This is a genomic window from Pseudomonas sp. 9.3L (assembly GCF_058536285.1).
This window is the reverse complement of sequence record NZ_JBZUBK010000001.1, coordinates 859,378-885,363: the sequence shown is the minus strand read 5'-3', so window position 1 is coordinate 885,363 and position 25,986 is coordinate 859,378. Positions and strand designations below refer to the sequence as shown.

Below are 25,986 nucleotides of genomic sequence, written 5' to 3'. Positions count from 1 at the left end.
GCGCAGCACCGGCACCCTAACAGGGCCGAAAGCTATGTACGACTCAACCAGGAGAACGCGAGTGACACATAATAATTATTCGATCGAAGACGTGCCCCTCAATGGGTTTCATCAGCTTCTCACCATTCGCTCAGGCGGCGGTTCTTTCGTAGATGGCTACGTACTAAGCATCGTCGGTGTAGCGATGGTACACATGTCCGCCGCATTGCAATTGACCGCTTTTTGGCAGGGGCTGATTGCAGCATCTGCGCTGCTCGGGATCTTCTTTGGAGGTTTTTTAGGCGGCTGGCTTACCGACCGCTTCGGTCGCAAGCGAATTTTCTTCGTAGGCCCTGTCCTCTTCATTCTTTGCTCTCTGGCGCAATACAACGCTGCTTCAGGAGAAGCCATTTTCGCTTTTCGCTTCCTATTGGGTGTAGCCATTGGTATCGAATACCCAGTAGCGACTGCCTTGCTGGTGGAGTTCTTACCGAGGAAGTTCCGTGGCCCTCGCCTGGCGACTTTGACCATTTTGTGGTTCGCCGGCGCTGCGTTTGCCTACCTTACCGGTGAGCTGCTACTGCGCGTAGGGGGTGCCGACGCCTGGCGCCTGGTATTGGCTAGCGCCGCTGTCATTGGCGCGGTGCTCTTGGCCCTGCGTATCGGTACGCCGGAATCCCCGCGCTGGCTGCTTAGCAAGGGCCGCCGGGAAGAAGCCGACGCGGTGATCCGTACCATCTACGGCCCTACGTTCAGCTGCGTCAACCTGCCTGAGGAACCCAGGGCTCGCAAGAGGTCGGTATGGGACCTGCTGCATTCCGGGTACGGCAAGCGAATGCTGTTCGTGACCATGTTCTGGATGTGCTCAGTGATCCCCGTGTTCGCGGTTTATGCTTTCGCCCCAAGGGTATTGATGGCGCTAAACCTGGAAGGCGACTGGGCTTCGGTGGGTTCGGTGGTGATCACTTTGCTGTTCGTGGTCGGTTGTGTGATAGCCAGCCGCCTGATCAACAGCTTGGGCCGGCGCAATATGTTGATTCACAGCTTCCTGTGGTCGGGCCTGGCGTTATTTGCCCTAGGCGCTTTCCACGCCGGCCCCAGTGTGTTGATTCTCACGTTATTCGGCGCTTACGCACTTTTTATCGGCGGCGCTCAGGTATTGCAACTGGTATATCCGAACGAAATTTTCCCCACCGAAATCCGTGCGCTCGCGGTGGGTGTTGGTACGTCCCTGTCCCGAGTAGGCGCTGCGGTGGGCACCTGGCTGGTGCCGGCAGCGCTGGAACATCTGGGCATTGAGCAGACCATGTATGCAGCAGCGGCTGTCACTTTGGTCGGCCTGGGGTTCGCATGGGCGCTGGCACCGGAAACCCGGGCGCTTAACCTGCAACAAGCCGCTTCCCTCAACTGAGTTCCACCGGCTGCCGGGCGCCACGCACGCCCGCGCGGCCACCCTTTTTCTTCGTTTTAACTGGAGACATACCTTGAACTTCGACGGCATTTTTACTCCCGCCATCACGCCGCTAACAGCCCAGGGCAGCATCGACTCTGCAGCCTTTGCCGACGTGCTCGAATACCTGATCGAGGCCAAGGTACATGGCATCATCATTGGCGGCTCCACCGGCGAATATTATGCCCATACCGCCGAAGAGCGCTTTGAACTGGCCACCCTGGCCAAGGAAGTGATCAATGGCCGTGCACCTCTGGTAATCGGCACCGGCGCCACCCGCACTGAAGATTCCGTGGCTTACGCACAAGCGGCCAAAACCATTGGCGCCGACGCGATCCTGGTAGGCTCGCCACCTTATGCATTGCCGACCCAGCAAGAAATTGCCAACCACGTCCTGGCAGTAGACCGCGCTGCGGGCCTGCCGATCATGCTCTACAACTACCCGGCGCGAATGGGCGTGGACATGGGCGAGTCTTTCTTTACCGCTGTAGCAGGTAGCAAGAACATCGTGGCGATCAAGGAAAGCTCGGGCGATATTACCCGCGTACATCATTTTGCCGAGCGCTACCCTCACATCGCTCTCTCGTGCGGCTGGGATGACCAAGCCTTGGAATTCTTCGCCTGGGGCGCACGCAGCTGGGTGTGTGCCGGCTCCAATTTCATTCCTGCCGAGCATATCGCTCTGTACGAGGCATGCGTGCTGCAACACGACTTCCGTAAAGGTCGCCAGATCATGGCCGCGATGATGCCGCTGATGACCTTCCTCGAAGGCGGCAAGTTTGTGCAATCAATCAAGCACGGCTGCAGCCTCAATGGCCTGAGCACAGGGGGTGTACGCGCCCCGCTGCAAGGGCTCGATAAGGCCGAAGCTCAGCAGTTGGCAACTATCGTGACCACGCTCAAGCAAACTGTCGCCAGCATCGTAAAGGGGAACGCCCGTGGCTGATGTACTCACTCGTGCCGAATACGCCGCCATCGCGGCGCAGCTGAAGTTTCCCGTCAAGGCCTACATTGGCGGGCAGTTTTTATCGGCCTGCTCGGGAAACACCTTTGACACTTTCAACCCTGCCACCGGCGAGCTGCTGGCAAAGATCAGTGCCTGCGATAGCGAAGATGTAGACCTTGCCGTGGCCAGTGCGCGCGCAGCGTTCGAGGACGGCCGCTGGCATTCGCTCGCGCCGGCCGAGCGCAAGCATATTCTGCTGCGCTTTGCTCAATTGCTGGAAGACAATGCCCATGAGCTGGCGGTAATGGAGAGCCTGGACAGCGGCAAGCCCGTTGGCGAATGCCAAGCAACGGACGTACCTGAAACCATTCACACCCTGCGCTGGCACGCCGAACTGATCGACAAGATCTACGACAGCACAGCGCCAGTGGGTGCTGGCGCCATGACTCTGGTCGTGCGCGAGCCTGTGGGCGTGGTAGGCCTGGTACTGCCTTGGAACTTCCCGCTGCTGATGCTGGCCTGGAAGATCGGGCCATCGCTGGCGGCTGGGTGTTCCATCGTGGTCAAACCAGCGAAAGAAACCACCCTTACGGCGCTACGTGTCGCCGAGTTGGCACATCAGGCCGGAATTCCGGCCGGCGTGTTCAACGTGGTTCCCGGCAGCGGCCGCGACGTCGGGGAGCCACTGGGCCGTCATCAGGACGTGGCGATGGTGAGTTTTACCGGCTCTACCGAGACCGGTCGGCTATTCCTGCAATACGCAGCTGAATCCAATCTCAAACACGTGGTATTGGAATGCGGTGGCAAGAATCCGGCCGTGGTGATGAACGACGTCGAAGACCTGGAGCAGGTCGCACGCCATGTGGTCAATGGTGCGTTCTGGAATATGGGAGAGAACTGCTCCGCCTCCTCGCGGTTGATCGTGCAGGCCGATATCAAAGACCAGTTGCTGGAGCTGATAGGCGCACAATTACGTAACTGGAGCCTGGGCGACCCACTGGATCCTGCCAATCGCCTTGGGTCGATGGTCAGCAAGACACACTTCGAAAAGGTTCGCAGTTATATCCAACAGGCCGCAGGGGATCAGTTAAGCATTGTGTTCGGTGGCAACACCTCTGGCACTTTTGTCGAGCCCACTGTGGTAGATAACGTGAAGGCACACCATCAGTTGTTCCGCGAAGAAGTTTTTGGCCCGGTGCTCAGCGTAACCACCTTCACTGCCCTGGACGAAGCCATCGCGTTGGCCAATGACACCGTCTATGGCCTGGCGGCCTCAGCCTATACCGGGAACCTGCGCAACGCCCTACGCCTGTCGCGGGAGATCCGCGCCGGGATCGTCACCGTGAACTGCTTCGGTGAAGGCGATGCTTCCACGCCGTTCGGTGGCTATAAACAGTCCGGTTTTGGCGGACGGGACAAATCCATCTGGGCTCATGACCAATACACTGAGATGAAGACTATCTGGATCGATGCGTCCTGAGGCTTAACGTTCACGAGTGGGCAGACGCTTTGAAGTCGCTCTCAGGCAAGCCAAAGGGCTTGCCTGGCGCTAGGCTCGTGGCCTACACACAAGGAGTAATCAATGTCTGACTTCATTACCGTGCTGCGCGAAACCTGCCCCGTCCCCGTGCTCGATGCGACCAAATGGAAGCGTATTGCGGGCGATCCCCACACCATTAACTTGAATGCTTATACCTCGGCAGATGGGAGCAAGATCATGGGCACCTGGATCTGCACGCCAGGGACCTTCGAGGTAAATTATGACAAATGGGAATTTTGCCACTTTCTCGACGGGTACTGCATTATCACCCCAGAGGGTGAGCAGCCAATCCATCTCAAGGCAGGCGATGTCTTCGTAGTCGAGCCAGGCATGAAAGGTACGTGGGAAGTGGTCGAGACCGTACGAAAGTATTTTGTATTCAGCTGACGCCTGACGTTGTCCCAAACACGTTCACAACGGCCGCTTCGAGGTAGTTGCCACGACGCTTTGGGACAACACTTGGTCGGTCCTGGCCGAGATGCCGGCCCGGCCTTTCGCTAAATTACTCAAGCGCTGAATAAAGTATCCAAGACGCATCCGTTAGCCAATTCGCTGCATCCCCACGCTAAGCCAAAGGCGCGAGGGTATCAATATAACCGCGGTACGGCGTATAAGCAGCGCAGCTTCGTGAGAGGCGTGATAACAAGGGCTGCGGCGACGTAGGCACTGCTTTGGCAGGCCAGACAACCTCCCTCTACCATACGAACCGGCCAACCGGTCATAGGGATGGGTCGCACGCAAAAACTTGGAAAACTGCCATGGTCATCTCTAATGTTTCAGGGGCGCGCGCACCTGCCCGTCGCCACCGCACTGCTCTGTTCAATGCTCATCTTGCCGCCGTACTGTTCGGTATGACGGGAGTTCTGGGCGCTCTCATTTCTGCAGACGCTACGGTCATCACTGCCGGGCGGGCAGTCTTCGCGCTCTGCACCCTGCTGGTCATCGCCGCCTTCCAGGAAAGGTCTCTGGTTCAAGAATTGACGCTACGCAGAGCCTGCACCATGGCAATGTGCGGCACCATGCTGCTTGCCCACTGGGTCACCTTCTTCGTGGCCATCGAGGTAGGCGGGGTGGCAGTGGCTACCTTGGGTTTCGCTAGCTTTCCGGCCTTCATTGCCTTACTGGACCTCGTGGTCTTCCGTGAGCGCCTGGGCATGGCGGATGTTATTCAACTAGGTTTGGTTAGCCTCGGGCTGATACTGGTAGTTCCCGCCTTTGATATAGCTGACCGTGGCACGTTGGGATTGCTATGGGGACTAGGTTCGGGCTTCTCCTTCGCCCTGCTCTCTGTGGCGAACCGCCGATTTACCCAAGGCATGCCGGCTATGCAAATAGCCTTTTGGCAAAACATCGTGGTCGCCGTACTTATGCTTCCATTTACGGTAGGAACGTTCCGCGGTATTAACCTTGAACCCAGTGATTGGATACATCTTGGTTTGCTCGGTATCGTCTGTACTGGGCTTTCTCAGTACCTCTTTGTTAAAAGCCTCGAACAGCTACCGGCACGCAACGTCGGAATGATCATCGCGCTGGAGCCGGTGTATGCCATTGCCTGTGCCTGGTGGTTATTCCACGACGCCCCCACACTTCGCATGCTACTCGGTGCCGCACTCGTCATTTTAGCGAGCGTGATGACGGCGTACATGCCGTTTTCCAAAGGAAGGAACGCAGCTCACTAGATAATGCAGTCTCAGCCGTACACCAGCTTTTCTGCCATGGCATGAGCCACCATGGCTGGAGAGCGATGAGTAGCCTGGGCCTGGGCGAAAATGTCTGTCAGGCGCGTACCGATCTGGCTGAGGTGAGTGCTGATCACACCCGCGCTCGCCCCTTGGTAGTTGAGCGCCACTTGAATCAGGCCACCGGCGTTGATGACGTAGTCAGGAGCATACAAGATGCCCCGGGCTTCCAAATGCTCTGCTGCCTCAAGCCCGGTAAGGGGCGCATTGGCTGACCCTGCCACGGCCGCGCATCGCAATTGCGCTACGCTTTTGGGGCTCAGCACGCCGCCATAGGCGCAGGGTGCATAGATATCGCAGGGTGTACCCGGCAAGGCATCGCCTGCGACCGGGCGAGCATTGAGCTGCTCGACGGCCAATTGCACTTTGCCGGGGTCGGTGTCGCACACCAGCAACTCTGCACCTGCCCCGTGCAAGTGTTCAGCCAACGCATAGCCCACATGACCAAGGCCTTGGATAGCCACGCGCAACCCTTCCAGGTTTTCACTGCCCAAACGCGCCATGGCCGTGCTGCGGATACCCGCGAACACCCCCAAGGCGGTGTAGGCCGACGGGTCACCCGCTTGCGTAGTGCTAGTGACATAGGCGGTGGCCTGGGCGATACAGTCCATGTCCGCAGGGCCGGTGCCGCTGTCCACAGAGGTGATATAGCGGCCCTGCAAGGTTTCCACGAAGCGGCCAAAGGCTTCGAACAGCAGTGCCCTGTCGTCGACATGGGGCCCGCGTAAGATCACGGCATCCCCACCATTGAACGGCAAACCAGCCAGCGCTGCTTTGTAACTCATCGTTTCAGCCAATTCGATCGCATCCGTGAGTGCGCTTTCATCATCGGGGTACGCGAGAAACCGACAGCCACCCAGTGCGGGCGCTGCCTTGCCTCCATGGATCGCAATGATTGCCCGCAAGCCCGTCTTCGGGTCGACGGTCATATGTACCGTTTCTACGCGGGTGCGTTGCATCAGGGCGAGCATAAGAGGCGTCCGGGCAAGGGGTGTGGTCCCTCAGTATAGGCAGCGCCTGCTCCCTTGCCTGCCCATCGCCAGCACTGGACTAAACCGCACCACGGGGCTAAAACAGCTGAAGGGCAGTGCCTGTACCACTGACCCGGCTGTAGCGTAAGCGGAGCGTTACCCATGAACCCACGGCAAGCTTGCCTCGACTGCCTGAAGCGAACCCCTAGCGCGCTGTTCGAGGCAGCGCTATGGGCAGCAGCGGAACACGACCCCGCCCTCGACCCCCTTCAGGTTATGCGTGAGCTGAATGCCTTGCAGGTCAGTATCAGTGCGCAGCTGCCCATGGTGCCTCTCAGGGAGTTGGCACAGCCACTCCTGCGTGCGTTGAGCACGGCCGGCTTTGCACAAGAGGAATACCGACCACTGCGGCCAGATGCCGCGTTGTTGCACAAGGTATTGGTGCGAAAGCGCGGCCAGCCCTTGTCGCTTGGCCTGCTGGCCCTGGAACTGGCGGCCAGGCTGGACATCCCGCTGGTCGGTATCAATTTTCCTGGGCACTTCCTACTTCAGGTGCCTGGCGCTGACCATGTACTTGACCCTTGTGGCGGCCGTCGGCTCTACCCTCAGGATTGCCGCGAGCTACTGGCCCGCCAGTATGGCAGCGGGGTAGCATTGCGCGCAGAGCATCTGGTCCAAGCCACCCCTACCCAAATGCTGCAACGCTTGTCGCGCAATCTTCGCCAGTTACATGCCAGCCACGACCAGTACCTGTCGGCGCTCAAAGACGCCGAGCGGGTAGTCGAACTAGGCCTTGGTGTTGCGGCCGATTACCTGGCGCGTGCGGCCCTGTACCGGCAACTGGACTGCCCTCAGGCAGAACGCTTCGATTTGGAACATGCACTGCTACTGACCGAGGACCCGGTACAGCGCTTGCGTCTGACTGATCGGCTACAACACTTGCCAGGCGCGGCCAGACAACTGCATTAGGCGGCGCTGACACGACCCCGACAGTCACCGAAACCCAGGCTGCCCCAACCCGGCTTGAGGCAACGTGCACGCAAAATGACGTCATCGCCCTCCTCCAGGAAACACCTCGTTTCTCCATTGGGCAGCTGCAATGGCCGTGTGCCCCCTGCGGTCATCTCCAGCAAGCTGCCCCATTGAGCGGGCTCAGGCCCTGACAAGGTGCCGGACCCAAAGAGGTCACCTGCCTGCAATTGACAGCCATTGCTGGTGTGGTGGGCCACCATCTGAGCTACCGTCCAATACATGTATCGGGTGTTGCTCTGGGTAATGCGCACGGGTGCCCTACCCTGGTCCCGCAACTGTGAGGTGTGTAGATAGACTTCCAGTGCGATGTCCAAGGCGCCTTCTTGCTGGTCCTTTTCGTCCCACAGATAAGGCAGGGGTGCTGGGTCACCCTCTGGCCGAGGGGATTGCGCGCAGCGAAACGGGGCCAGCGCTTCAGGTGTGATGACCCAGGGCGACACTGTGGTTAAAAAGCTTTTGGATAAAAATGGCCCGAGCGGTTGGTATTCCCACGCCTGAAGGTCTCGCGCTGACCAGTCGTTGAGCAGGCAAAACCCAGCGACATGCTCCCCGGCACGGCCTACCGGAAGCGGCTCGCCCAGTGCATTGCCCTGCCCGATCCAGAGGCCCAGCTCCAGCTCGAAATCCAACCGTGCGCAGGGCCCATAAACCGGTGCGTGCGCACCAGCTGGCAGACGCTGCCCAGCCGGACGATGCACGGGGGTGCCCGACGCGTGCACGGTTGACGCCCGCCCATGGTAGGCAATAGGCACATGTTTATAGTTGGGCAACAGGGGTGCGTCCGGGCGAAACAGTGCGCCTACGTTACGCGCGTGTTCAATACCCACGTAGAAATCGGTGTAGTCCCCGATGCGCGCCGGCATATGAAGCGTGCAGCTGTCAGCCGGCAACAGGCACGGGCGCACGAGGGCCTGCTCGGTGGCGCCCTCGCCGAGCAAAGCCAGCAATCGTTGACGCAGCGCTTGGCGAGGGCGCGGGCCTAACGCGAACAGCCCGTTCAGGTTGCCGTCGGCGCACGCGAGAGCCGCCTCATCGGCCAGGCCACCGAGCAACCCGGTGGCGCGCAGCGCCTGCACATCCAGAATGTGATTGCCTAGCGCAACACCGACCCTTTGCGCCTGGTTTACTTGGCTGAAGACCCCAAAGGGCAAGTTGTGCAAGGGGAAGTCTTCATGGCCGTTGGCCTCAGCCCACCAGCTGGCAGGTGCAGCGCCGGTACTCATCAGGCACCGCCAGGCGTGAAGTGGTCGGGTAGGCTGGCCCAGCAGGTGTCGTAGTCGCCTTGGAGCTGTTCGCACTCCAGGGCAAAGCGGCTGGGCCTGAGTACCTGACTGGTCTCGAACATAAAGGCCAGTGTGCCGTTGAGCTTCACTGGTACGAGCTCTTCTGCCATGGCTCGGGCACAGGTGTCCGCATCAGGGCCATGGGCGCTCATGCAGCTGTGCAGTGACGCACCGCCAGGAAGAAAACCGCTGGCCTTGGCGTCATAGGCACCCTCGACCAGCCCCATGAATTCGTTCATGGCATTGCGGTGGAACCAGGGCGGGCGGAAGGTGCGCTCCGCCACCAGCCAGCGGGGAGGAAAGATGACAAAGTCCATGTTGGGCTGGCCCGCGCCGGGCGAGGTCAACACCGTAAAAATAGACGGGTCGGGGTGGTCATAGCTTACCGTGCCCAGGGTGTTGAACTGCGCCAGGTCATAGCTGTAGGGCACGTTATTACCGTGCCAGGCCACCACGTCCAAGGGTGAATGCGCCAGCGGGCACGCCCAGAGTTCGCCTAGGAACTTCTGCACCAGCACGGTAGGCCCGCTGCGTTCGAACCAAGCCTGGGGGGTGATGAAGTCGCGTGGGTTAGCCAAACCGTTGCTGCCAATCGGGCCCAGCTCCGGCAAGCGCAGGGGCGCACCATGGTTTTCTGCCACGTATCCGCGTGATGCGCCGCGGGGTAGCTCTACGCGGAATTTAAGCCCGCGAGGGATCACTGCAATCATTCCCGGGCATACGCTTAGTACGCCCAGTTCGGTAACCAGCCGCAGCTCTCCTGCTTGAGGCACGAACAACCACTCGCCGTCTGCGCTGAAGAACACGCGTTCCATGGAGCGGTTGGCACACCATTGATACAGGCTTACCCCGCTGGCAGCGTCGGGTGCAGCGGTGGCCGCCATGGGCCGCAGCCCGTCGAGAAAATCCGTAGGCTCGACAGGAAACGGGAGCGGGTCCCACCGCAACCTGTTGGGGTTTACGGGCCCCATGGCCAGGCCAGGTAATTGCTGTGGAAGCCGCTCAAAACCTGGGTGCAGCGCCGAAGGCCGAATGCGGTACAGCCAGCTTCGTCTAGCTTCTGCGCGCGGTACCGTGAACGCCGTGCCTGAGAACTGTTCGGCATACAGCCCCATTGGCGCACGTTGGGGGGTGTTCTGTCCGACAGGTAGTGCGCCGGGTAGCGCCTCGCTACTGAAATGGTTGCCGAACCCGCATAGCGGAGAGTGGGCATCAGCCATAAAACCTCCGGACAACGTTAGCTATTATTTTTTTCGTAACTGGATTACGAATAACGTAATTTGCCGGCACTAAGCGGTCAAGTTATAAAGGCTGCCCCTCCGTTCTTGCCCTTTCGCACCCATGGCCACCTCTCCACGCAGCACCGACAGCAAGCAAAAGGTACGTTCGGCCGAAATCGGTACGGACATTCTCAAAGCGTTGGCAAGCCTGTCGCCGTCTACGTCCCTGTCACGGTTGGCGGAGCATGTACAGATGCCCCCTAGCAAAGCCCACCGCTACTTGCAGGCGCTGATTGCGGGCGGCTTTGCCGAGCAGAACCCCACTACTAGCCATTATTCATTGGGGCGCGAGGCCCTTCGGATAGGGCTGGCGGCGCTGGCTTCGCTGGACGTTCACAAACAGGCGGCCTCGCCGCTTTCCAAACTGCGCGACCAACTGAATGAAACCTGCTTCCTAGCGGTGTGGGGCAATCAAGGGCCCACGGTGGTCAGCATCGAACCGGCGGTCAGGGAAGTTACCGTCGTTACCCAAATGGGTTCAGTGCTGCCGCTGTTGAGTTCATCAACCGGCCGGGTGTTCTGTGCCTTTCTGCCGGAGCGGGAGTCCAGCGCGCTGCGCGACGCCGAGCTGCCTGGGCTAGACGAAGCATCACGCATCGCCCTGCCGTCGGTGTTGGAGGGTATTCGTGATGCAGGCTTGCACGCCGTACATGGGTTGCTGCTGCCAGGCGTAGACGCATTGTCCGCACCGGTGTTCGACGCAACGGGGCAAATTGTTGCGGTAATGACAGTGGTCGGGTCCAGTTCAGCCTTTCAAGCCCAGGCCAATCCAACGGCCGCAGCCTTGGTAAAACAAGCAGCGGGCGCGGTGAGTTGGCGTATGGGCTACGACACGCCTGCACCAGATTGTTGCTAGTGGCGCAACAGTGATTGTCGCACCGCCCCGTTTATCAACAGGCGTGACATGGGTATGCTGCCAACCATCGAATAGCGTTCAACTTAATGCTGGCTTAAGCGGTAACCGCCAGCATTCAGCGGTCGTGTTCAACGTTACCCCCGACGTTGTTTGGTAGCTCCTGACCAACGTCTTTGTTAGGCCGCTGTGTACGCAGCGGCCTTTTTTTATGCCCGCTGGCGTTCCCGCATTGCACGCTCGAAAGCATCCAACCAAGGCTCGGCATCCGTTTCAGGGGTCACCGTTTCGCTGGAATCCAGGCGCAGCATTGGCACGATTTGCTCAATCCCAAGCTCATCGAACAACTCCGCCAGTTGCTCTCCTCCTGCGCAGTAGGTGTCTCCATAGTTAGAGTCGCCCAAACCAATCACGCCGCCTGGCAGGCCGCGCAGCGAAGCCGGCAGGGTGTCGCGCAGTGTGGCATACAGGGCCGCGAGATTATCCGGTAGCTCGCCCATGCCGGTGGTTGAGGTGATGCCCAAGAGGGCGTCAGGGGAGTGGCCAAGCAGCACATCAACCTCGCCCCGCGGCGTGAAATAGCAGGTGTGGCCTGCCGCCTCCAAGCGCTTGACGGCGTGGCGGGCAACGTCTTCGGCGGCGCCATAGACTGAACCGGAAAACAGGGCAACTCTCATGCCAAACCTCGTTAATGGACTGCAGGCAGTTTAACAGTTGGCGCGCGGTAGCGGCGTGCGGTAGCGGCGTGCGCCGAAGCAACTTCGTAGCAGCGTGCCCGGCCGGCCAGGGTAGGTTAAAATGCCGACTCGCCCATGGTTGCCGGAGGGCACATGATCAACGCCAAGCTGCTGCAACTCATCGTAGAAGCCTCCAATGACGGCATTATCATTGCCGAGCAAGAAGGCCTTGATAACATCCTGATCTACGTGAATCCGGCTTTCGAGTCGATGACAGGCTACCCCCAGGAAGAGATTCTGTACCGCGATTGCCGTTTTCTTCAAAATGGCGAAGGCGACGAAACCGTCCGCGAAAAGGTACGTAGCGCCATTGCCGAAGGAAAGCCCTGTCGCCAGGTAATGTTGAATTATCGCAAGGATGGCACCACCTTCTGGAATGAGCTGTCCATTGCGCCAATGTTCAACGAAGCAGACGGCCGCCATTACTTCATCGGAATCCAGAAAGATGTCACCGAGGACATGGCTAGACGGGAACGGATCGTGCAACTGGAACACGAACTGGCGCGGGCGCGTCAGGAAATTGTCCGGCTCACTGACTCTTCCAAGTAATGCCTAACAGTACTCCGAGGTGCCTAATGCCTTTTCACTGCTTGACCATCGGCTAAGCCGCCATGCGCCCTGACTCCTTGCTGACCCAGGATGAGCTGGATTTCATCCAGAATATGCATCAAAACCTTCAAGCCGAGGGTGGCGAGGTCAATGCCGGGTTGATGGTCAATGGCAACAGCCAGTTGCAGGAATTGCTCACTCGCTTGGTCGCCCATGACCATGTCACGATCCAGGCGCAGTATGAAAACCAGCAGCTAAGCTTTCCACTGCGGCTGGTGGAAGACGAATTTCATGAGCAGCACATCAAACTCGGCGCCCCGACCATCTACGAAGACGGCCCCATGGTTCGTCCCTGGCGCCTTGCCCTGGCCGATGCATTGCCCCTGGAAGACCGCCATGGTCGGGCCTGCGCCCTTTGGGTGGTGGAGATCTCGATCAATGGGGTAGTGGTGCAGGTACGGGAAGGCGGCGAAGCGCCAGAAGTGTTCTCGCTATGGTTCGCGCCAGCAGGCTACGCCCCCATTGCACTACGCGGCAGCCTTGAGCGGCAGATCGCCCCGGGCTTGCTCGCCTACCGGTTGATTACCCACTCCGCGGACGAGACAGAGCGCCTGCGGCAGTACATCCTGGAGCAACACCGCCTGGCCCACCCCCAACTGCACGCTGACTGAACCCTCGTCCTCTACGTGTCGAGATGGCCCGCAACGTACTGCGTCAAGCGTCGCTGCATCAAGCGCGCGTCGCCTCCCAGGCAGGCAATGGGCGAGTTAATCAGTTGGTCTTGAATCATGTCGCTCATTTCTCCCGCTACCAGCAACGGGCAGTCCAGGTGCAGGGCGAGCTTCATGAACCGCCTGGCCGCATCGGCGGCAGGCGAATGGTTGGAGAACAGCACCACGGCGTGGGGTTGAACCCGCTCGCACACCAGGCTTAACTCATCCAACGGCTGCGTCATGCCCAACGGCTGCACCCATACCCGGTCACTGCCCAGCAGCGAGGCCGCCACCAGCAACTCCAGCTCATGGCACTGGCCAGGCACTGAACACAGCAGTACGTGGGTGTCTATGGCTTCACGCTGCACAAGTTGAAGCCGCCGCAATACCTGGCCCCGTAAGAAGTGGTCAAGAAATGCCCATTCGCTGGTAATGCCAAAACCATCCTGCCGTAGGCGGGCGTGCTCCCACAACGGCATGAAGATTTCTTCGAAGGCAAGCGCCAGAGGGTAAGTCGCGAACACCTGACCATACAGCCGTGTCAGCGTCAGTTCGTCGAACCCCTGCACGGCCTTAGCCAGGCGATCCTGCCAATGGGCATATTCGCTGGCCCCAGCGGCCGGTTCGCTGAGCACCGTGATATTGGCAGCCTGGTTGCGGGCCAGTAGCTTGCCTACCTTACTGACTGCAACCCCTCGCTCCAGCCAGCCCAAAATGGCACGCACCTCAGCGATGTCTGCCGGTGAGTACAGCCGATGGCCACTGTCGGTCCGGGTAGGCTGAATCAACCCGTAGCGTCGCTCCCAGGCGCGCAGCGTCACGGGGTTGACACCGGTGAGGCGTGCCACTTCACGAATGGGGAACAATTCTTCGTGGTCGCGTGTACGGATGGCCGCACTGTGATCTTCGTTAGCACTCATTGTGAGGAAAGCCGAACGTTACGAACTGTAGTGGGATTGTAACTGCTTGTTGAGACCTGCGTATCCGGGGAACGTCCAATCCAAATGACGACCGCGACAGCTGCCCGTGTGCCTTACATCGAACAAGGCACACACGTCGGCATGAATAAGGAATAATCCCGGCTTAACGAGTGCCGCGCCCCATCACCCCGGGGCCTGGCCGTAGTGCCTTTACCCTAGGTGCTGCCCGCAGCCTGGAGATACACAATGTCCCCACCCGTCACTATGCTTGTGGCTCGCCGCGCCGCGCACGGGCGCTATACCGAACTCATCGCCTGGCTTCAGGAAGGCGAACACCTGGCCAACGACTTTCCGGGCTACCTGGGCTCCGGCATCCTGGCGCCGCCCACGGGGGATGACGAGTTTCAAATGATCTTCCGCTTCGCCAGTGCCGCCACTCTGCATGCCTGGGAATATTCAGCCTCGCGCCAGGCGTGGTTACGCCGCGGTGACGGGTTGTTCGCCCAGCCCTCCGAGCACCGGATACACGGCATGGATGGCTGGTTCGCAGCACCTTCGATGGCCGCACAAGCCCCTCGCCCGCCTCGCTGGAAACAAGCGGTGGCGATATGGTTAGCCTTTTTCCCAGTGTCGCTGGCGTTTAATTTCCTTGCAGGCCCCTGGCTGGCTGACCTGACCCTCGCGCCGAGGATCCTGGTCAGTACGTTGGCCCTGACGCCTCTGATGGTGTTCATCTTCATACCGCTGTCTACCCGGCTGCTTGCCCCCTGGCTCAACGCGGCGCCAAAACCCCCTGGCGCGCTTAAAGCAAGCTTGCCCACTGAATAACACCACGCCGGTAAACGACGCCAGGTGGCTCAAGGGCACCGTTGCCCACAGCGCCCCTGGCTTCTATCATGCGCACCTCACGTAGGCAGGAACCTCCTTATGAACGATCAACAGCGCCTGGAATTGGAAGCCGCGGCCTTTCGCCGCTTGGTGGAGCACTTGGGCAAGCGCACGGATGTACAGAACATCGACCTGATGAACCTTTCTGGCTTCTGCCGCAACTGCTTGTCGAAGTGGTACAAGGCGGCAGCGGATGAACGAGGCGTCGACCTCAGTCTGGATAACGCCCGAGAAGCGGTCTACGGCATGCCTTATGACGAGTGGAAGCGGCGTTATCAAACCGAAGCCAGCCCCGCCCAGGCAGCGGCGTTTGCCCAGGAAAAGCCCAATGACTGATCTAAGCGCATTCAAGGCGAGCCTGGGCAGCGGCACCCATACGTTTGCCGACACCCTGGCGTTCGTAGCGCAGCATTACGACTACTGCCCGCAGGCATTTCGTAATGGCGAGGTGAATAATGCCGCCGGCCAGAACGAAGGCTCGTGCAAAACACTGGGCGTGGCTGTGTTGGAAGGGCTAAGCGACCTGGAGGCATTACAGGCGTTCGGCGAACATTACCGCGCCGTCGTGGCCACCTCTGAGGGCAGTGACCACGGCAACATCCGCGCGTTGATGGCTAGCGGCTTGGGAGGTGTTTCATTCGACGCGCCACCATTGACACGCAAAGAGGCGAAGGCCTGACAGGCCCCGCCCGCTGGCCACCTTATTCGAAGGTGGCGTTCTGCAGACCGTCCAGGTAGCGCTCGACGTCAAGCGCAGCCATGCAGCCGGCGCCGGCCGAGGTAATAGCCTGGCGGTAGACGTGGTCGGCTACGTCGCCTGCGGCGAATACCCCCTCCACGTTAGTCGCGGTGGCATTGCCTTCACGGCCGCCGTTCACGACCAGGTAGCCATCCTTGAGCGCCAGCTGGCCCTCGAACAGCGACGTATTCGGCGTATGGCCGATCGCGATGAACACGCCATCTACCTTCAGCTCGGAAGTAGCGCCGTCGTTGTGCTTGAGCCGTGCGCCCGTTACGCCCATGTTGTCGCCCAGCACTTCATCCAGTACCGCATTGAGCTTGAGCTCGATTTTGCCTTCAGCGACACGAGCGTGCAGCTTGTCGATGAGGATTTTTTCGGCACGGAAGCTTTCGCGGCGGTGGATCAAGGTGACCTTGCTGGCAATGTTGGCCAGGTACAGGGCCTCCTCAACGGCCGTGTTGCCGCCACCCACTACCGCCACCTCACGGTTACGGTAGAAGAAACCATCGCAGGTTGCGCAGGCAGACACGCCCTTGCCCATGAAGGCCTCTTCAGACGGCAGGCCCAAGTAACGGGCGCTGGCGCCCGTGGCAACGATCAGGGCGTCACAGGTGTAGGTGCCGTTGTCGCCGGTGAGGGTGAGGGGCTTGCCTGCAAGGTCTACTGCATTGATGTGGTCGAACACGATTTCGGTTTCAAAGCGCTCCGCGTGTTCCTGCATACGCTGCATCAGCGCAGGGCCTGTCAGCCCATGAGGGTCGCCCGGCCAGTTATCTACTTCGGTGGTGGTCGTCAGTTGGCCACCCGCCTGCATGCCCGTGATAAGCAGCGGCTTGAGGTTGGCGCGGGCAGCATAGACCGCCGCACTGTAACCAGCGGGGCCGGAACCCAGAATAATCACTCGGGAATGACGCGTTGCAGACATGACACACTCCTGTCGACCGGCGCGGGGCCGCGTCGTAGTACCGGTATAGCCGGCTAAGGTAAAAGTACTTACTGCGCAAAGCTTAACGAGGACTGCGCTTATAAGGAAATACCCTTTGGCAATTCCTGCTATAGGGGGCGCCTATGCCCATCGGCAAACGTTGCCCGGCAAACGTTGCCCGGCATGCACAGCCCATGAGTATGTTGATGTTGCGACCCTGCCAACGCGGCTTTTACCTGCAGCCTAAAGCCGGTACCGTGCGTTTTTTATTGCTTAGGAGTTCATGTTTAATGCTACCGCCCGTCCTCTCTGGCCCGCACTACCTGCGCCAGGGCTTGAAGCTGGTGCTAAGCCCAGGCCTTCGGCTGTTTGTACTGCTGCCGTTTTCGATCAACCTGGTGCTGTTTATAGCCCTGGTTTACTTTGCCGGGCATCAATTCAGCTTATGGGTCACTCAACTGATGCCCAACCTTCCAGGCTGGCTAGGGTTTTTGAATTACATCCTGTGGCCGTTGTTTGTGGTGCTGGTAGCCCTGATGGTGTTTTTTACCTTCACCATGGTGGCCAACATCATCGCTGCCCCTTTTAACGGGTTCTTATCGGAAAAAGTGGAAGTGGTTGTAAGGGGTACCGACGATTTCCCGCCCTTCAGCTGGGCCGAATTGCTAGCGATCATGCCGCGTACCTTTAGCCGCGAGCTGCGCAAGCTGGGTTACTACCTGCCACGCGCCGCCGCCTTGCTGGTGCTGTCGTTCATCCCCGGCGTGAATGTGATCGCAGCGCCGCTATGGCTCGTGTTCGGGGTATGGATGATGGCCATTCAGTACATCGATTACCCGGCGGACAACCACAAAATGAGCTGGCATGACATGCTTGCCTGGCTGCGGAGCAAGCGTTGGGCCAGTTTGAGCTTCGGTGGGGTAGTGTACCTGGTACTGCTGATACCGCTAGTGAACATCTTGATGATGCCAGCGGCCGTAGCGGGCGCTACGTTGTTTTGGGTAAGGGAACGCGGCACGCTACCCACCACGCCTGATAAGGCCTGACCAGGCAGGCCTTTCAACCAGGGTTGGCCAGATTATTGGCCAACCCTGGCATTAACAGGCATCAGTGCTGATGACCGCCTTCACCGTGTACGTGGCCGTGAGCGACTTCTTCTTCACTGGCATCACGCACGTCGACGACCTTGACCTTGAAGTTCAAACGCTGGCCGGCCAACGGGTGGTTACCGTCGACAGTTACGTCTTCGCCGTCGAGGTCACGGATGGTCACGATCTGCATCTGGCCGTCTGGCGCGGAGGCATGGAACTGCATACCCACTTCCAGTTCGTCTACGCCTTCGAACATGCTGCGGTTCAGCGTACTGACCAGCTCGGCGGAGTACTCACCGTACGCCTCTTCCGGCTCGATGGTGACATCCACTTCGTCCTGAGGCTGCTTGCCTTCCAGGGCTTTTTCCAGACCGGGAATGATGTTGCCGGCGCCGTGCAGGTAAACCAGCGGGGCACCGCCGGCCGAGCTGTCGATCACCTCTCCAGCATCATTGGTGAGGGTATAGTCGATGGACACAGCCTTTTTGGCGGCAATGAGCATGGGGCAAGACCTTTGCACAAGAGATTGGAAGAACCCAGTGTAAACAAGCACGATGACGATTGCGAATCCCGAGGCCCGCGCGCCGACGACTGTGTGATTACAACATTTGACCAAGACAGCGCTGGCAGCTGGTTCGTGCGCCTGAGTTGTGGCCATACCCAGCACCTGCGCCATGACCCGCCATGGCAGTCACGACCCTGGGTGATGCAAGCGCTTGAGCGGGAGCGACGTATCGGCCAATCCTTTGCATGCGGCTGGTGTGCTCGCGCTGACAATAGCGGTACCCTTGGTTGATCCTGGCGGGCGGTAAAGGCAGACCGCCGCCTGTTTTGCTGACCGAGACTTATCATGCAAACGTTTTTCATTGCGCCCACAGACTTCGGCGTAGGCCTGACCTCCATCAGCCTGGGGCTGATTCGCACGCTAGAGCGCGCCGGCCTAAAGGTTGGCTTTTTCAAACCCGTCGCCCAGCCGCACCCTGGGGACACCGGGCCAGAACGCTCGACCGAACTGGTCGCGCGTACTCACGGCCTCAAGCCCCCTCCCCCACTTGCCCTCGGTCATGTAGAGCGCATGTTGGGAGACGGGCAGCTTGACGAACTGCTCGAAGAAATCATTACGCTCTACCAGATGGCAGGTGTAGGAAAGGACGTGCTGGTGGTCGAGGGCATGGTGCCCACTCGACAGGCAAGCTATGCCGCCCGGGTGAATCAGCACCTGGCCCGAAGCATGGACGCGGATGTGATCCTGGTTTCCGCGCCGGAGAGCGAAGCATTGGCTGAGCTGTCAGGGCGTGTAGATCTGCAAGCACGGTTATATGGAGGGGCCGGCGACCCTAAGCTGATCGGTGTGATCCTCAACAAGGTGCGCACCGATGAAAGTATCGACCGCTTTGCTACGCGGCTGCGCGAGCATTCGCCGCTGCTGCGGGGCGGGGATTTCCGACTGCTCGGCTGCATCCCCTACCAGCCTGACCTGAACGCGCCACGTACACGGGACATCGCCGAGCTGCTGGGTGCCCAGGTGCTGAACGCGGGCGATTACGAACTGCGGCGCATGTCGCGCATTATCATCTGCGCCCGCACCGTGCTGAACACCTTGCAGTTACTCAAGCCAGGAGTACTGGTGGTCACCCCCGGAGACCGCGACGATATTCTGCTGGCGGCAGCCCTGGCGTCCCTCAATGGGGTGCCTCTTGCGGGGGTGCTGCTCACCAGCGATACACGGCCTGACCCACGGGTAATGGAGCTGTGCCAGGGCGCGCTGCAAGCAGGCTTGCCCGTGCTGTCCGTGAGCAGCGGCTCTTATGACACCGCCAACCGGCTGAATCAGCTCAATAACGAAATCCCCGTGGATGACCGTGAACGGGCCGAAACCATTACCGACTTTGTGGCGAGCCACCTGGACGCCGACTGGCTGCACCAACGCTGCGGTACGCCACGCGAGCTTCGGCTGTCGCCTGCGGTATTCCGTTATCAGCTGATACAGCGTGCCCAGCAGGCCAACAAACGCATTGTATTGCCCGAAGGCAGCGAACCTCTCACCGTTCAAGCGGCTGCCATCTGTCAGGCCCGAGGCATCGCGCGCTGTGTGTTGCTGGCGCGGCCTGCTGATGTCGAGGCCGTGGCTCGAGCCCAGGGCATAGCTCTACCCGAGGGTTTGGAAATCATCGACCCCGACGGCATCCGGGCCCGCTACGTAGAGCCCATGGTAGAGCTGCGTAACAGCAAGAACCTCAACGCGCCCATGGCAGAGCAACAGCTGGAAGACCCGGTGGTGATCGGGACCATGATGTTGGCCCTTGATGAAGTGGACGGGCTTGTTTCCGGCCTGGTTCACTCCACAGCCAATACCATTCGCCCTGCCTTGCAGCTGATCAAGACCGCCCCAGGCTGGAGCCTGGTGTCATCGGTCTTCTTTATGCTGTTCCCGGACCAGGTGGTCATGTACGCCGATTGCGTGATGAACCCTCACCCCGATGCCGCCGAACTGGCACAGATTGCCTTGCAAAGCGCGGACTCCGCTCAGGCGCTGGGTATCGTGCCCAGGGTTGCCATGCTTAGCTCCGCCAGCCAGCAGTCGGCCCCAGGGGAGGAAGTGGAAAAGGTACGCGAAGCCACCTTGCTTGCACGTGAAGCGCAGCGTGACTTGTTGATTGACGGCCCTCTGCAGTACGACACTGCAGCCAATGGTGCAATCGCCCGCCAAATGGCCCCGGACAGCGACGTGGCGGGGCGGGCCACGGTGTTCGTGTTCCCGGACCTGAACACGGGCAACACTACCCATAAAGCGGTGCAACGCAGTGCAGATTGCGTAAGCCTTGGGCCCATGCTGCAAGGGCTGCGAAAACCGGTCAATGATTTGCCACGTGGTGCGCAGGTTGACGATATCGTTTACACCATCGCCTTGACTGCCATCCAGGCCAGCCGGCATCAGGAACCCTGACGCCGGTCAAGCCTAGGGCAGGCCTGCCGGTTACTGGGCAGGCTGCGGGTACTGCTGGCCAGGGATAGGCTTGAGGTTAACCTCCACCCGGCGATTCTGAGCACGGCCATTGGCGTCGGCATTGCTCGCGACAGGCTGGTCAGGCCCGGCACCACGGACCGTCAGGCGCGAGGCCTCTACCCCCTGGGACGTAAGGTAAGTACTGACCGCCTGCGCCCGCTGCAGCGACAGGTCCATGTTGTGCTGGCGCGCGCCAGTGCTGTCGGTATAGCCCACGATCTCGATGATGTTCTCGTTGAACTGCTTGAATGAACCCGCCAGGTTATTCAAGGGTGCATAGAAGCTGGGTGCGATCGCAGAAGAGTCGGTGCCAAACGTGATATTGCCGGGCATGATCAGCTTGATCTGGTCGCCCTGGCGCTGCACTTCCACCCCGGTATTAGCCATGCTTTCGCGCAGGGCCTTTTCCTGGCGGTCGGCATAATAGCCATAGCCTGCAGAAGCCGCACCGGCCACGGCGGCGCCGATCAGTGCACCTTTGCCACGATTATTGTGGTCAATCGCGGCACCCGCCACAGCGCCCGCAAGAGCACCAATGCCGCCGTACTTGGCGGTTTTATTCATGCCTTGCTCACCCTGCCCCTGGTTGGCCTGACCTTGTTCGGTATAAGGGTTTTGGCTGGCACACCCGGAGAGTACGGCAAGGGCGGTCGCGGCGAGAATCAGGCGGTTGGGGGTTAGCATGGCAAGCTCCTGGTGGGTAATACGAGACAGTACGGAAAGACCTCTGCAAGGTGGGATTTGAGCCTGCCCATAGGAGGAAATTCCAATGACGATTGTTTCACCCTGTGTGGTGAGGCTCAAGACCCACGCCAGCGCCCGCCTGCCGTACCGCTTGTCAGATTGACATCAAGGGTGCCCCGATGCCGCCGTTAACCCTCGTGTAGCGCCACGGATGGCAAAATAATACTACACCTGACCGGCTGCTCCCTCAGGACAAGGCACAGCCCACCCGAGCGCTACAGACATGATCGACCTCGCCCCCTGGAACCTCACACTGCCAGTGGCTGCCCCGGCCTTAACCGTTGCCACTGCGGCCCTGCCCAAGCTGCAAACACCGTACTTCAGCAATACCGGCGACAAACTGGTGTTCTGGGCACCGGTGACAGGCGCGCACTCAGGCACCAGCGACTACCCACGTTCAGAATTGCGGGAAACCTCGGACGACGGCAAGGCACGCAACTGGACCTACGACAGTGGCCTCAATACCCTCAAAGGCACGGTGTCCGTGAACCAAGTGCCTTCGACAGGGCGGGTAGTCGTGGCGCAGATTCATGCCAAGAATGCCGTGACGCCGTTGCTCAAGGTGGTCTACCGCTACGCCAACGGCATCGGCAACGTTGACCTGGAGTACCGGGTAAACCCCGCCGACCAGAAAAGCCCTGTGGCCTATACGGTGCCCAATGTGCCGCTGGACAAGCCGTTCGCCTACGCCATCCAGATGAACAAGCAAGGCAAGCTCACGGTACTGATCAACAACGCCGGCCCGCAGATCCAGCTTGCCCCCTCCTGGTACAGCTATGCGTTCTACTTCAAGGCCGGCGTCTATACCCTGGACAACGTGGGTTACGCCACCGAAGGCGGCAAAGTGACCTATACCCGGCTAGAACTGAGCCACCGGTAAGGGGCGGGCCGCCTTTAACTTGCGGCCTTGAGTGCTTTGATCCGTTGGTAGAGTTCGCCGGAAACAGCGTCGGGCAATTCGGCCTCATCAATAAGGTCGGTAATGCGATTCAACTCGATCAATTTGGGCTGCCGCGGCAGCAGGGCGGCAGCCTCAATCAAAGCCGCGAAGGCCGCACCTTCAGGGGGCGGTGTTTCGTTCAAGGGCAGGTGGGTTTCACCGACGTGTAGCACCTTGAGCAGGGTCCCATCCGAGTCAGGCTCGGAAGGGTCGCCCTGGTCCACCTGGTTGTACGCCCCCCAATGAAACACGTGGGGCCGCGCCTCTCGGCCTTCGCTCAACTGGCCGTGAACCTCTTGCACACGGCCACCCTGCTGCACGCTGACGCACACTTCGCCTTCACGGGATAAACTCACCCGCACGGTAAACGGCTGTGCGAGCTCGATGCCTTCATACACCACCTGCTTGGTCGGCGATTCAGTGCTCGCCCCAGTCCGCAAGCCGAGTTTGAAGGTGGCCTCCCGGCCATTCGTGGTTTCGATGAAGCCTTTGAGCGTTGGGTCGTTGCCGTCGTGACAATGAGCCTGGATCAGCACGAAACTGCCTTCCCAGTTCACTTTGTTCACCTGGGTGGTTAGCTCTGCGATGTGCTGTGCCCCGTCGGCCAGCCAGAAGGGCTTGCCCTTTAGCTCACAGCGGGTTCGCTTGACACTTTCTGTGGTAGCTCCGCTAGTGGGCGCCCACAACACTGCGCAGTCGTCCTCATAACGCGCGAACTCGCTGACCTCAGCGATGCGGTGCCCAGGCACGGTCAGCGCTGTACAGCCGTCAGCCTTGGGTTTGGCGGTAGTGATGTCATAGGGAGAAAGGTCGACGCTGGCCATCAGTGTTCGCTCCGCATAGGTGGGAAGGGTAAAGCCGTGCTTTACCTTACCCACCCTCAACGCAGCGACAAGCTAGCAAACTACCTGCTAACACTAGGCCATGACTGGCCCTGACCTGTACTTAACTCAACCGAAGCGCCCAGTAATGTAGTCTTCGGTCTGAGTCTTGTTGGGCTTGGTAAAGATGGTGTCGGTGTCGCCATGCTCGATCAGCTCACCGAGGAACATGAAAGCGGTGTAGTCCGAGCACCGGGCGGCCTGTTGCATGTTGTGGGTCACGATGATGACCGTGAACTGTTCCTTGAGCTCGGTAATAAGCTGCTCGATGCGCCCGGTGGAGATGGGGTCCAGGGCAGATGTCGGCTCGTCCAGCAACAATACTTGTGGCCGTAACGCGATGGTGCGGGCGATGCACAACCGCTGCTGCTGGCCGCCAGAGAGGCTTTGCGCGCTTTGCTTGAGCTTGTCCTTCACTTCGTCCCACAAGGCCGAACCGCGCAGGGCCTGCTCTACCCGCTCTTCCATCTCGCGACGGTTCAGCCGCTCATGGTGCTTCACTGCATAGGCAACGTTGTCGAAGATCGACATCGGGAACGGCACCGGCTTTTGGAACACCATGCCCACGTGGCTGCGCAAGCGGTTCATGGAATAGCCCGGCGCAAGGATGTTTTCCCCATTGAGCAGCACTTCTCCCTTCGCCTCTTGCTTGGGGTACATGGCATAGATGCGGTTGAACACCCGCAGCAACGTAGACTTGCCACAGCCCGACGGGCCAATGATGGCGGTCACGTGTTTTTCGGGGATGTCCATGTTGATGGACTTGAGCGAGCGCTGCTTGTCGTAGAAAAACTCCAGGTCGCGCACCTGGATCTTGGTTCGTGTGGGGGCGAGGGTATTCATCAATTGGACCTACCGCGCAAAAGAATAAGACGAGAAAGCAGGCTGAGCGTCAGCACGAACAGTGTGAGCACCAGGGCGCCCGCCCAGGCCAAGGCATGCCAGTCGTCGAAGGGGCTCATGGCGTACTGGAAAATCACCACAGGTACGCTGGCCATGGGTTTCAAGATGTCACTGCTCCAGAACTGGTTACCGAATGCGGTAAACAGTAGCGGCGCGGTTTCGCCCGTGATGCGGGCAAGGGCCAGTAGAACGCCGGTAACTACGCCCGCGCGGGCCGCGCGCAGAACGATCTGCAGGGTGAGCTTCCACTGCGGCACACCTAACGCCAGTGCCGCTTCACGCATGGTGGAAGGTTGCAGTTGAAGCATTTCGTCCGTAGTGCGCACCACTACCGGGATCACCAGCAGGGCCAGCGTCAACGCACCCGCCAGGGCAGAGAAGCCTACCTGGTGATTGGTCAGGGCACTGACCGGCAATACGAAGGCGGTATAGATGAACAAACCCAGCACGATGGAGGGTGCGGACAACAGAATGTCGTTGATGAAGCGCACCGCTGTGCCCAGCTTGCTGTGACGGGCGAATTCAGCCAGCCAGACACCGGCCATCAAGCCAATGGGCGTACCGATCACCAGGGCAATCAACGACATCAAGGCGCTGCCGAAGAACGCGTTGGCCAGGCCGCCAGGGCTGCCTGGCGGTGGCGTCATCTCCGTGAAGAGTGCAGTGCCCAGCGCCTCGAAGCCATTGATCAGGGTGGTGAACAAGATCCACACCAACCACAACAGGCCAAACAAGGTAGCGCCGCAGCTCAGGACCATGGCCAGCTTGTTCTTGAAGTTGCGCAGCCGGTAGAGGTTTTCGTTGGGTGAACTCACAAACCCTCCTTGCGCGACAGGCGCATCAGCATCAGGCGGGCGCAGGCCAGCACGATGAAGGTAACGACGAACAACAGGAAGCCCAGGCCAATCAGCGACGAGCGATGCAGGTCGGTATAGGCCTCACTGAATTCGTTGGCGATGACCGAGGCGATAGAGCTGCTAGGCATCAGCAACGAGGCGGACAGTTGATGGGCGTTGCCGAGTACAAAGGTTACGGCCATGGTCTCGCCCAGTGCCCGACCCAGGCCAAGGAACACGCCGCCCACCACGGCGGTGCGGGTATAAGGCAGCACGATGTCCCACACCACTTCCCAGGTGGTGCCACCCAAGGCGTAGGCAGATTCCTTCAGGGCCACAGGCACGGTGCGGAACACCTCGTTCATTACCGACGTAATGAAGGGAATGATCATGATGGCCAGTACGATACCGGCCGTTAGCGTACCGATACCCAGCGGCGGCCCTTGGAACAGCGCGCCGATGCCGGGAATCGCGCCCAAATTGTCATTGATCCAGGGGGACAGGTGTTGCGCCATGAAGGGCGCGAACACAAACAGCCCCCACATGCCGTAGATAATCGAAGGGATCCCTGCCAGCAGCTCGATGGCGGAGGCGATCGGCATGCGCAACCAAGGCGGCGCAACTTCGGTCAGGAAGATCGCGATGCCGAAGCTCACCGGTACGGCGATCAGCAGCGCGAGGAAAGAGGTCACCAGCGTCCCGTACACCGGCACTACCGCACCAAACTGGCCAGTTACGGCATTCCAGTCAGTGGTGGTGAGGAAATCCAGCCCGAAGGTACGAAAGGCTTCGCTCCCACCCCAGAGGGTAGAGCCTGCAATACTGGCTAACAGCAGTAACACCAGCATGGCCGCGCCGCAGACGGTACGGCGGAACCAGATGTCGTGACGTTGATCCTTTGCCGCGCGCGCTTCGCTTGCGCTATGGCGGTCGGCGGTCATGGACGTTAGCACGTGAGAGTTGTCGGTCATCGGTCAGGGCCACTCATGGCAAATCCCCCAGCGGGCGCGGGGCCGGCTGAGGGATGGCTTCAGGTT

26 protein-coding genes and 2 pseudogenes are annotated in these 25,986 nt (G+C 59.9%); 16 read left to right on the top strand and 12 right to left on the bottom strand.

What is annotated here, in order from left to right; all coding sequences use genetic code 11:
- Nucleotides 1-22: 22 nt before the first annotated feature.
- The 5 genes and pseudogenes from AC4LE2_RS04015 to AC4LE2_RS03995 form a co-directional block, all read left to right on the top strand.
- Nucleotides 23-1,390: pseudogene (locus AC4LE2_RS04015) on the top strand (MFS transporter); the annotation flags it as partial.
- Between the two features lie 73 nt (nt 1,391-1,463).
- Entirely contained in the window at nt 1,464-2,375 is a 912-nt protein-coding gene (locus AC4LE2_RS04010; protein ID WP_491824216.1) for a dihydrodipicolinate synthase family protein, read from the top strand.
- Nucleotides 2,368-3,855: an aldehyde dehydrogenase gene (locus AC4LE2_RS04005; RefSeq protein WP_491824215.1), complete on the top strand. Its 1,488-nt coding sequence runs from the start codon at nt 2,368-2,370 to the stop codon at nt 3,853-3,855. Before AC4LE2_RS04010 ends, AC4LE2_RS04005 begins: the two co-directional genes overlap by 8 nt.
- A gap of 102 nt (nt 3,856-3,957) precedes the next feature.
- Complete coding sequence (locus AC4LE2_RS04000) at nt 3,958-4,302, top strand: cupin domain-containing protein (RefSeq protein WP_491824214.1); 345 nt, start codon at nt 3,958-3,960, stop codon at nt 4,300-4,302.
- A gap of 371 nt (nt 4,303-4,673) precedes the next feature.
- Nucleotides 4,674-5,594 (top strand): DMT family transporter, encoded by a 921-nt coding sequence (locus tag AC4LE2_RS03995; protein WP_491824213.1) that lies wholly within the window; start codon nt 4,674-4,676, stop codon nt 5,592-5,594.
- Between the two features lie 11 nt (nt 5,595-5,605).
- On the opposite strand, the gene AC4LE2_RS03990 is transcribed toward AC4LE2_RS03995, so the two are convergent.
- On the bottom strand, nt 5,606-6,625 hold the full coding sequence (locus AC4LE2_RS03990; protein ID WP_491824212.1) for a Glu/Leu/Phe/Val dehydrogenase family protein: 1,020 nt from the start codon (nt 6,623-6,625) through the stop codon (nt 5,606-5,608).
- Between the two features lie 162 nt (nt 6,626-6,787).
- Between AC4LE2_RS03990 and AC4LE2_RS03985 the strand changes: the two genes are divergently transcribed.
- Nucleotides 6,788-7,594: a transglutaminase family protein gene (locus AC4LE2_RS03985; RefSeq protein ID WP_491824211.1), complete on the top strand. Its 807-nt coding sequence runs from the start codon at nt 6,788-6,790 to the stop codon at nt 7,592-7,594.
- Here AC4LE2_RS03985 and fahA read toward each other — a convergent pair.
- The gene (gene fahA / locus AC4LE2_RS03980; protein WP_491824210.1) at nt 7,591-8,880 is read right to left on the bottom strand and encodes a fumarylacetoacetase; all 1,290 of its coding nucleotides are present in this window, start codon (nt 8,878-8,880) and stop codon (nt 7,591-7,593) included. The two genes, AC4LE2_RS03985 and fahA, sit on opposite strands and share 4 nt — an antisense overlap.
- A complete protein-coding gene (gene hmgA / locus AC4LE2_RS03975) occupies nt 8,880-10,160 on the bottom strand; it encodes a homogentisate 1,2-dioxygenase (protein ID WP_491824209.1) in 1,281 nt (426 codons plus the stop codon). Before hmgA ends, fahA begins: the two co-directional genes overlap by 1 nt.
- Before the next feature lie 121 nt (nt 10,161-10,281).
- Here hmgA and AC4LE2_RS03970 point away from each other — a divergent pair, with 121 nt between their 5' ends.
- On the top strand, nt 10,282-11,076 hold the full coding sequence (locus tag AC4LE2_RS03970; protein ID WP_491824208.1) for an IclR family transcriptional regulator: 795 nt from the start codon (nt 10,282-10,284) through the stop codon (nt 11,074-11,076).
- A 206-nt stretch (nt 11,077-11,282) separates the two neighbouring features.
- Here the strand turns inward: AC4LE2_RS03970 and AC4LE2_RS03965 are convergent, their stop codons facing one another.
- Nucleotides 11,283-11,750, bottom strand: coding sequence for a flavodoxin (locus AC4LE2_RS03965; RefSeq protein ID WP_491824207.1), 468 nt, complete (start codon nt 11,748-11,750; stop codon nt 11,283-11,285).
- Between the two features lie 153 nt (nt 11,751-11,903).
- Here AC4LE2_RS03965 and AC4LE2_RS03960 point away from each other — a divergent pair, with 153 nt between their 5' ends.
- Nucleotides 11,904-12,359 (top strand): PAS domain-containing protein, encoded by a 456-nt coding sequence (locus tag AC4LE2_RS03960; protein WP_491824206.1) that lies wholly within the window; start codon nt 11,904-11,906, stop codon nt 12,357-12,359.
- A gap of 62 nt (nt 12,360-12,421) precedes the next feature.
- Entirely contained in the window at nt 12,422-13,030 is a 609-nt protein-coding gene (locus AC4LE2_RS03955; RefSeq protein WP_491824205.1) for a hypothetical protein, read from the top strand.
- An 11-nt stretch (nt 13,031-13,041) separates the two neighbouring features.
- Here AC4LE2_RS03955 and AC4LE2_RS03950 read toward each other — a convergent pair whose 3' ends face one another.
- Nucleotides 13,042-13,992 carry a MerR family transcriptional regulator gene (locus AC4LE2_RS03950; RefSeq protein ID WP_491824204.1) on the bottom strand — a complete coding sequence of 317 codons (951 nt, stop codon included), beginning with the start codon at nt 13,990-13,992 and terminating at the stop codon, nt 13,042-13,044.
- 246 nt (nt 13,993-14,238) lie between these two features.
- Here AC4LE2_RS03950 and AC4LE2_RS03945 point away from each other — a divergent pair, with 246 nt between their 5' ends.
- The 3 genes from AC4LE2_RS03945 (at nt 14,239) to AC4LE2_RS03935 (ending at nt 15,559) form a co-directional block, all read left to right on the top strand.
- The gene (locus AC4LE2_RS03945) at nt 14,239-14,820 is read left to right on the top strand and encodes an antibiotic biosynthesis monooxygenase (RefSeq protein WP_491824203.1); all 582 of its coding nucleotides are present in this window, start codon (nt 14,239-14,241) and stop codon (nt 14,818-14,820) included.
- A gap of 99 nt (nt 14,821-14,919) precedes the next feature.
- Nucleotides 14,920-15,216, top strand: a complete 297-nt coding sequence (locus AC4LE2_RS03940) for a DUF1244 domain-containing protein (RefSeq protein WP_491824202.1) — start codon at nt 14,920-14,922, stop codon at nt 15,214-15,216.
- The gene (locus tag AC4LE2_RS03935) at nt 15,209-15,559 is read left to right on the top strand and encodes a HopJ type III effector protein (RefSeq protein WP_491824201.1); all 351 of its coding nucleotides are present in this window, start codon (nt 15,209-15,211) and stop codon (nt 15,557-15,559) included. The genes AC4LE2_RS03940 and AC4LE2_RS03935 overlap by 8 nt, the downstream gene beginning before the upstream one ends.
- A gap of 22 nt (nt 15,560-15,581) precedes the next feature.
- Here AC4LE2_RS03935 and trxB read toward each other — a convergent pair whose 3' ends face one another.
- Nucleotides 15,582-16,547 (bottom strand): thioredoxin-disulfide reductase, encoded by a 966-nt coding sequence (trxB, locus tag AC4LE2_RS03930; protein WP_491824200.1) that lies wholly within the window; start codon nt 16,545-16,547, stop codon nt 15,582-15,584.
- A gap of 290 nt (nt 16,548-16,837) precedes the next feature.
- On the opposite strand from trxB, the gene cysZ reads away from it, so the two are divergent.
- Nucleotides 16,838-17,593 (top strand): sulfate transporter CysZ, encoded by a 756-nt coding sequence (cysZ, locus tag AC4LE2_RS03925; RefSeq protein ID WP_491824199.1) that lies wholly within the window; start codon nt 16,838-16,840, stop codon nt 17,591-17,593.
- 61 nt (nt 17,594-17,654) lie between these two features.
- Here cysZ and AC4LE2_RS03920 read toward each other — a convergent pair whose 3' ends face one another.
- On the bottom strand, nt 17,655-18,140 hold the full coding sequence (locus AC4LE2_RS03920) for an FKBP-type peptidyl-prolyl cis-trans isomerase (RefSeq protein ID WP_491824198.1): 486 nt from the start codon (nt 18,138-18,140) through the stop codon (nt 17,655-17,657).
- On the opposite strand from AC4LE2_RS03920, the pseudogene AC4LE2_RS03915 reads away from it, so the two are divergent.
- Both AC4LE2_RS03915 and pta read left to right on the top strand, forming a co-directional pair.
- Nucleotides 18,139-18,434: pseudogene (locus AC4LE2_RS03915) on the top strand (DUF3565 domain-containing protein). The gene AC4LE2_RS03920 and the pseudogene AC4LE2_RS03915 sit on opposite strands and share 2 nt — an antisense overlap.
- Before the next feature lie 54 nt (nt 18,435-18,488).
- Nucleotides 18,489-20,585 (top strand): phosphate acetyltransferase, encoded by a 2,097-nt coding sequence (gene pta, locus AC4LE2_RS03910; RefSeq protein ID WP_491824197.1) that lies wholly within the window; start codon nt 18,489-18,491, stop codon nt 20,583-20,585.
- A gap of 30 nt (nt 20,586-20,615) precedes the next feature.
- On the opposite strand, the gene AC4LE2_RS03905 is transcribed toward pta, so the two are convergent.
- Nucleotides 20,616-21,329, bottom strand: a complete 714-nt coding sequence (locus tag AC4LE2_RS03905) for a YiaD family glycine zipper/OmpA-like lipoprotein (RefSeq protein WP_491824196.1) — start codon at nt 21,327-21,329, stop codon at nt 20,616-20,618.
- 283 nt (nt 21,330-21,612) lie between these two features.
- On the opposite strand from AC4LE2_RS03905, the gene AC4LE2_RS03900 reads away from it, so the two are divergent.
- Entirely contained in the window at nt 21,613-22,269 is a 657-nt protein-coding gene (locus AC4LE2_RS03900) for a polysaccharide lyase family 7 protein (protein ID WP_491824195.1), read from the top strand.
- Nucleotides 22,270-22,283: 14 nt separating this feature from the next.
- On the opposite strand, the gene AC4LE2_RS03895 is transcribed toward AC4LE2_RS03900, so the two are convergent.
- The 4 genes from AC4LE2_RS03895 to pstC all read right to left on the bottom strand — a co-directional run bounded on the left by AC4LE2_RS03895 (nt 22,284) and on the right by pstC (nt 25,920).
- Entirely contained in the window at nt 22,284-23,153 is an 870-nt protein-coding gene (locus tag AC4LE2_RS03895) for a polysaccharide lyase family 7 protein (protein ID WP_491824194.1), read from the bottom strand.
- A gap of 126 nt (nt 23,154-23,279) precedes the next feature.
- Nucleotides 23,280-24,053, bottom strand: a complete 774-nt coding sequence (pstB, locus tag AC4LE2_RS03890; RefSeq protein ID WP_491824193.1) for a phosphate ABC transporter ATP-binding protein PstB — start codon at nt 24,051-24,053, stop codon at nt 23,280-23,282.
- Complete coding sequence (gene pstA, locus AC4LE2_RS03885; RefSeq protein ID WP_491828037.1) at nt 24,053-24,871, bottom strand: phosphate ABC transporter permease PstA; 819 nt, start codon at nt 24,869-24,871, stop codon at nt 24,053-24,055. The genes pstB and pstA overlap by 1 nt, the downstream gene beginning before the upstream one ends.
- A gap of 53 nt (nt 24,872-24,924) precedes the next feature.
- The gene (gene pstC / locus AC4LE2_RS03880) at nt 24,925-25,920 is read right to left on the bottom strand and encodes a phosphate ABC transporter permease subunit PstC (RefSeq protein WP_491824192.1); all 996 of its coding nucleotides are present in this window, start codon (nt 25,918-25,920) and stop codon (nt 24,925-24,927) included.
- Nucleotides 25,921-25,986: the final 66 nt, after the last annotated feature.

Excerpts from the sequence above, each read along its gene's own strand:
- AC4LE2_RS04000 (WP_491824214.1), top strand. The coding sequence starts at position 3,958 with ATGTCTGACTTCATTACCGTGCTGCGCGAAACCTGCCCCGTCCCCGTG.
- AC4LE2_RS03995 (WP_491824213.1), top strand. The coding sequence starts at position 4,674 with ATGGTCATCTCTAATGTTTCAGGGGCGCGCGCACCTGCCCGTCGCCAC.
- AC4LE2_RS03990 (WP_491824212.1), bottom strand. The coding sequence starts at position 6,625 with ATGCTCGCCCTGATGCAACGCACCCGCGTAGAAACGGTACATATGACC.
- AC4LE2_RS03985 (WP_491824211.1), top strand. The coding sequence starts at position 6,788 with ATGAACCCACGGCAAGCTTGCCTCGACTGCCTGAAGCGAACCCCTAGC.
- fahA (WP_491824210.1), bottom strand. The coding sequence starts at position 8,880 with ATGAGTACCGGCGCTGCACCTGCCAGCTGGTGGGCTGAGGCCAACGGC.
- hmgA (WP_491824209.1), bottom strand. The coding sequence starts at position 10,160 with ATGGCTGATGCCCACTCTCCGCTATGCGGGTTCGGCAACCATTTCAGT.
- AC4LE2_RS03970 (WP_491824208.1), top strand. The coding sequence starts at position 10,282 with ATGGCCACCTCTCCACGCAGCACCGACAGCAAGCAAAAGGTACGTTCG.
- AC4LE2_RS03965 (WP_491824207.1), bottom strand. The coding sequence starts at position 11,750 with ATGAGAGTTGCCCTGTTTTCCGGTTCAGTCTATGGCGCCGCCGAAGAC.
- AC4LE2_RS03960 (WP_491824206.1), top strand. The coding sequence starts at position 11,904 with ATGATCAACGCCAAGCTGCTGCAACTCATCGTAGAAGCCTCCAATGAC.
- AC4LE2_RS03955 (WP_491824205.1), top strand. The coding sequence starts at position 12,422 with ATGCGCCCTGACTCCTTGCTGACCCAGGATGAGCTGGATTTCATCCAG.
- AC4LE2_RS03950 (WP_491824204.1), bottom strand. The coding sequence starts at position 13,992 with ATGAGTGCTAACGAAGATCACAGTGCGGCCATCCGTACACGCGACCAC.
- AC4LE2_RS03945 (WP_491824203.1), top strand. The coding sequence starts at position 14,239 with ATGTCCCCACCCGTCACTATGCTTGTGGCTCGCCGCGCCGCGCACGGG.
- AC4LE2_RS03940 (WP_491824202.1), top strand. The coding sequence starts at position 14,920 with ATGAACGATCAACAGCGCCTGGAATTGGAAGCCGCGGCCTTTCGCCGC.
- AC4LE2_RS03935 (WP_491824201.1), top strand. The coding sequence starts at position 15,209 with ATGACTGATCTAAGCGCATTCAAGGCGAGCCTGGGCAGCGGCACCCAT.
- trxB (WP_491824200.1), bottom strand. The coding sequence starts at position 16,547 with ATGTCTGCAACGCGTCATTCCCGAGTGATTATTCTGGGTTCCGGCCCC.
- cysZ (WP_491824199.1), top strand. The coding sequence starts at position 16,838 with ATGCTACCGCCCGTCCTCTCTGGCCCGCACTACCTGCGCCAGGGCTTG.
- AC4LE2_RS03920 (WP_491824198.1), bottom strand. The coding sequence starts at position 18,140 with ATGCTCATTGCCGCCAAAAAGGCTGTGTCCATCGACTATACCCTCACC.
- pta (WP_491824197.1), top strand. The coding sequence starts at position 18,489 with ATGCAAACGTTTTTCATTGCGCCCACAGACTTCGGCGTAGGCCTGACC.
- AC4LE2_RS03905 (WP_491824196.1), bottom strand. The coding sequence starts at position 21,329 with ATGCTAACCCCCAACCGCCTGATTCTCGCCGCGACCGCCCTTGCCGTA.
- AC4LE2_RS03900 (WP_491824195.1), top strand. The coding sequence starts at position 21,613 with ATGATCGACCTCGCCCCCTGGAACCTCACACTGCCAGTGGCTGCCCCG.
- AC4LE2_RS03895 (WP_491824194.1), bottom strand. The coding sequence starts at position 23,153 with ATGGCCAGCGTCGACCTTTCTCCCTATGACATCACTACCGCCAAACCC.
- pstB (WP_491824193.1), bottom strand. The coding sequence starts at position 24,053 with ATGAATACCCTCGCCCCCACACGAACCAAGATCCAGGTGCGCGACCTG.
- pstA (WP_491828037.1), bottom strand. The coding sequence starts at position 24,871 with ATGGTCCTGAGCTGCGGCGCTACCTTGTTTGGCCTGTTGTGGTTGGTG.
- pstC (WP_491824192.1), bottom strand. The coding sequence starts at position 25,920 with ATGACCGACAACTCTCACGTGCTAACGTCCATGACCGCCGACCGCCAT.